Here is a 4,610-nt window from a genome sequence, read left to right as displayed (position 1 = left end):
GTGATTATCATTGTTCTGAAAAGTAAAATATTTATTCAAAAAGTAGTTGTTTACAACACCAAATAAAAATCCAAATGAATTGGAAAGATATTTATTGAACAATAATTTTTCTTTACAAATCCACGTTATAGCGAAATCAATTACTAAACCAGAAAAGCCAACCAACCCAAATTTAAAAAATTTAATAAGATCCATTAATGTTTGGTTTATGTTGTGTTTTAGAATTATGAATCGCTATTTGAAATTGTTTTACAATTTTTTTGATTTTGAATCTTTTTTTCTTGAACCATAAAATACTTAAAGTTCCTAATAAGACTCCTATTATTGCTCCAACCATAACATCAATTAGAAAATGATGAGCCAAATAAATTCGGGAATAGCCTATAGCTACTGCAAACAGTAAGCAAAGAGCCCAGACATGTCTTTTTTTTAAATAACTAGTAAGAACAGTAACCATCGCAAAGGCTGAGGCAGTATGCCCGGAAGGAAAACTTCGAAAACCTATTCTGCAATTTGAAAAAGTGTCTAGGTAATAAGCATAATGAAGGGATTCAAAATAAACACTAGGCCTTGGAGACGTTACAAATTGCTTTATTACTTGTGACAAAAGTCCAGAACTTAAATAGCTTATTAATAAAACAACACCTAAATCTCTGTGTTTTTTGAAAGAAATCATAATAATAGTAAACACTATTATAATAAAAAGACCATCTCCGCAAAACGTAATAATTTGAAAAATTATAGTTAGTAAAGATGTATGGAATCCATTCAGAATTATGAAAGTATCAGCCTTTGAGTAAAAAATTAAAAAAAACATACAAGCTATAGTCAATGCTAAACAGCTGGTATAGAAAAAGCTGTTTTTGTTTATTATTTTCAATAGTGTTTTCATCGTTATGAAATTAGTAGTGGTAAAAATAAACCCTTACTGTTTTTACTTATTGAAAATCAGATTATTAAAATTCGATGAAATCGTAAATATAATGTTATGAATAAGGTGGTCTAGGTTGTTTGATATTTTAGCCCAGATAGCAGCGGCATCTCCCGATTTTAAAAAACAAGGCTTTTTCGGCCGTAGTTTTTTTGATCGGGAATATAGCGGATAGCTGGAAAAAGCTCCTAAAAAAAGAGCAAAAAAAAACTCCCCAATTTCTTGAGGAGTTTGTTTTATTCTATGACAGCATTTTCTTTTTTGTCATAAAAATGATATTCTAGGTACGTGTAAGCATCACGAGGTATAATTTTCACCCATTTTTTGTGCTCAAGATACCATCTTGAACGCAATGATGGAAAACCTTTGGTAAGGTATGCGGCCACAAACGGGTGTACGTTAAGCACTACTTGATTGTGGTTTTTTAATACTCTTTCTAGATCAAAAGAAATTTTATCAATGATTTGAATTGGCGCTTCAATTTCGCCTTCTACATTGTTTGGATCTTCTTCTCTGGTCTTAATATTAACTTCTGGTCTTACTCTTTGACGTGTAATTTGAACTAATCCAAATTTGCTAGGAGGTAAGATTTTGTGCTTGGCTTTATCATCGCTCATTTCTTCTTTCAAGAAATCGAACAAGACTTTGCGATTTTCAGGATTAGACATATCGATAAAATCAACTACAATGATACCGCCCATATCTCGGAGACGCAATTGTCTAGCGATTTCGGCAGCAGCAATCATGTTGACTTCCATGGCAGTATCTTCTTGGTTGGTGGCTTTGTTAGAACGGTTTCCGCTGTTTACGTCAATAACGTGCAACGCTTCGGTGTGTTCTATAATAAGGTAAGCCCCTTTACTCATGGAAACTGTTTTCCCAAATGAAGTCTTGATTTGTCGCTCTATGTTGTATTTCTCAAAAATAGGTGTGTCTTTTGATTGATAGAACTTTACAATTGATTGTTTGGATGGTGCAATTTCTTGCAAGTAATCCTTTGTTTGGTTGTACAACTCTTCATCATCTATTTGAATACCGCTAAAGGTATCGTTAAAAACGTCTCTTAGTATAGAGGAAGCTCTGTTGAGCTCGCCTAATACTTTTGAGGGATGATGAGCAGTTGGTAATTTTTTACACATTGCAGTCCATCTGCTAAGCAGGTTCTGCAAATCTTTTTCTAACTCGGCTGTATTTTTGCCTTCGGCTACTGTGCGAACAATAACACCAAATCCTTTTGGTTTGACGGATTGTACTAATCGTTTCAAGCGTTCCTTTTCTTTTTTGTCTTCTATTTTTTGTGAAATAGAAACGCGGTCAGAAAACGGAACCAAAACTATAAATCTTCCGGCAAGAGAAAGCTCAGCGCTTATCCTTGGTCCTTTTGTAGATATAGGCTCTTTGACGACTTGTACTAAAACAGATTGATTGGCATTCAAAACATCAGTAATGGTGCCATCTTTATCAATCTCTTTTTCAAACTGAAAGTTTTTTAGGGAGAAATCTTTTAATTTACCTGCGCTTACAAGTTTTATGAATTTCAGTTGAGAAGCAAGATTAGGTCCTAAGTCATGATAGTGTAAAAAGGCATCTTTTTCGAAGCCTACGTTTACAAAAGCAGCATTAAGTCCGGCAACTGGTTTCCTGATTTTGGCAATAAAAATATCACCTACTTGGAAATTGCTTTTTTCTTCTTCTTTGTGTAATTCAATTAGTTTTCCATCTTTTAATAAGGCAAAATCTACAGCTTCAGAACTAGATCTAATGATTAATTCTTTATTCATTTGTAAATTTTTATCCCAACAAAAAGCTTTTAGCTTTTAGCTTTTGGCTTTTAGCTTAATAAGTTGGCTAAAGGCTGACGGCTAACTGCTGACGGCTAAAGTAAGGATGGATTAAACAATATTTTAACAGGTATTGTACCCGGAGAAAAGAAGATTAGTCGAGAATAGATTAAAGAACATAGGCTTTTTGAGTCTATATTCTTTTTTCCATACTCTTTCATCTTTTTTCAATTTCAATGAACGTTTAAAAAGAAAAAAGTAGTTTAAAACTACTTTTTCTTCTTGTGACGGTTAGCTCTCGCTCTTTTTTTACGTTTGTGCGTTGCTACCTTATGTCTCTTTCTTTTTTTACCACTTGGCATGTCTTGTCGATTTTATGATTAATATTATTATTTTGCTTCGTTATTTGTTTTCACTCCTTCTACAAAAACTTTTGCAGGTTTGAATGCAGGAATGTTATGTGCAGGAATCTTAATAGTTGTATTTTTTGAGATATTTCTACCTGTTTTCTCAGCTCTAGTCTTCACTATAAAACTTCCAAAACCTCTTAAATATACATTGTCGCCAGTTTCTAATGAATTTTTAACTTCATTCATAAAGGTCTCTACAGTTGCTTGTACATCTCCTTTTTCAAGACCTAATTTTTCTGAAATTTTTGCTACGATATCTGCTTTCGTCATTTTCTTTCCTATTTATAATGTTGTACTATTTTTTTGAGTTTGCAAATATAGGAATTTAAAAAACAATAATTCAAGCTAATTCATTAAATTTTAATTACATAAACTTTTACTTTTGCTAACAAATAATTAAAACATGATTTTTTATAAAACACTGATAGATTGGTATTTACAAAACAAACGTGATTTGCCATGGCGTCATACTACAAATCCATACGAGATTTGGCTCTCTGAAATCATGTTGCAACAAACACGTGTGGCGCAGGGAATGCCCTATTTTTTTGGTTTTACTACAGCATTTCCCACTGTTTTTGATTTGGCCGCTGCAAGTGAGGAACAAGTCTTAAAATTATGGCAAGGATTAGGATATTATTCTAGAGCACGTAATTTACACAAAACAGCTCAATACGTAGCTACTGAGCTTTCAGGTGTGTTTCCAGAAAATTATAATGAGCTTTTAAAACTGAAAGGAGTAGGCACGTATACGGCTGCTGCAATTGCATCATTTGCCTATAACGAAGCGGTTCCCGTAGTGGATGGTAATGTTTTTCGGGTTTTGGCTCGTTATTTTGATGTGGAAACAGATATTGCCCAGGCTGCAGCCAAAAATGAATTTGCTGCTCTAGCATTTGAACTCATGCCAAAAGATACACCCGCGCTTTTTAATCAAGCCATAATGGAGTTTGGTGCCTTGCAATGCGTGCCTAAAAGTCCTGATTGTGGTGTTTGTGTTTTTAACGATAGCTGCGCCGCTTTACAAAAAAAGAAAGTCGATCAATTGCCTGTAAAATCCAAAAAACTAAAAGTACGAAATCGCTACTTTAATTATTTAGTTTTTGAAGATGCTAACAGTAATGCTTTAGTTCAAAAACGTATTGATAAAGGAATTTGGCACAACCTATATGAGTTTCCAGTTTTAGAAACGGATAAAGAGGAAGGTTTTGATTGTGTGAATGAATATGTTCAAGAAGTATATGGCAAAGAGGAATCAAAACCTATTATATATGAGTACAACACAAAGAGTGTGTTACACAAATTATCCCACCAGCATTTATATATTAGGTTTTGGAAGGTTCAAGTAGAAGAAACTTTAGAAAACGCAATAGATATTAAAACTTTGCGAAATTTTCCGTTCCCAATTGTTATTCATAATTTTATTGAAACTAGTATGAAAGTTGACTAAAACGGGATTAATTTTTAATTTTTTGATTGACTATAAGG

The 4,610-nt window shown here is 33.2% G+C and carries 5 protein-coding genes; 1 reads left to right on the top strand and 4 read right to left on the bottom strand.

All coding sequences use genetic code 11. The features are described 5' to 3' along the window. From FPG59_RS14125 to FPG59_RS14110, 4 genes are all read right to left on the bottom strand, one after another. Positions 1–195: GtrA family protein (locus FPG59_RS14125; protein WP_140344675.1), on the bottom strand; the 195-nt coding region annotated here is incomplete at its 3' end. After that, positions 182–817: a phosphatase PAP2 family protein gene (locus FPG59_RS14120; RefSeq protein WP_217875917.1), complete on the bottom strand. Its 636-nt coding sequence runs from the start codon at positions 815–817 to the stop codon at positions 182–184. The genes FPG59_RS14125 and FPG59_RS14120, both read right to left, overlap by 14 nt. Before the next feature lie 350 nt (positions 818–1,167). Continuing rightward, the gene (locus FPG59_RS14115) at positions 1,168–2,712 is read right to left on the bottom strand and encodes a ribonuclease E/G (protein ID WP_086455220.1); all 1,545 of its coding nucleotides are present in this window, start codon (positions 2,710–2,712) and stop codon (positions 1,168–1,170) included. Between the two features lie 389 nt (positions 2,713–3,101). After that, the gene (locus tag FPG59_RS14110) at positions 3,102–3,392 is read right to left on the bottom strand and encodes an HU family DNA-binding protein (protein WP_066080765.1); all 291 of its coding nucleotides are present in this window, start codon (positions 3,390–3,392) and stop codon (positions 3,102–3,104) included. A gap of 133 nt (positions 3,393–3,525) precedes the next feature. Here FPG59_RS14110 and mutY point away from each other — a divergent pair, with 133 nt between their 5' ends. Further along, a complete protein-coding gene (gene mutY, locus FPG59_RS14105; protein WP_086455219.1) occupies positions 3,526–4,572 on the top strand; it encodes an A/G-specific adenine glycosylase in 1,047 nt (348 codons plus the stop codon). Positions 4,573–4,610: the final 38 nt, after the last annotated feature.

The sequence above is a fragment of the Flavobacterium sp. FPG59 genome, from assembly GCF_002150205.1.
GTDB lineage: Bacteria > Bacteroidota > Bacteroidia > Flavobacteriales > Flavobacteriaceae > Flavobacterium.
Note: the sequence above shows the minus strand (reverse complement) of the source record. Positions and strands in the feature narration are given on the sequence as shown.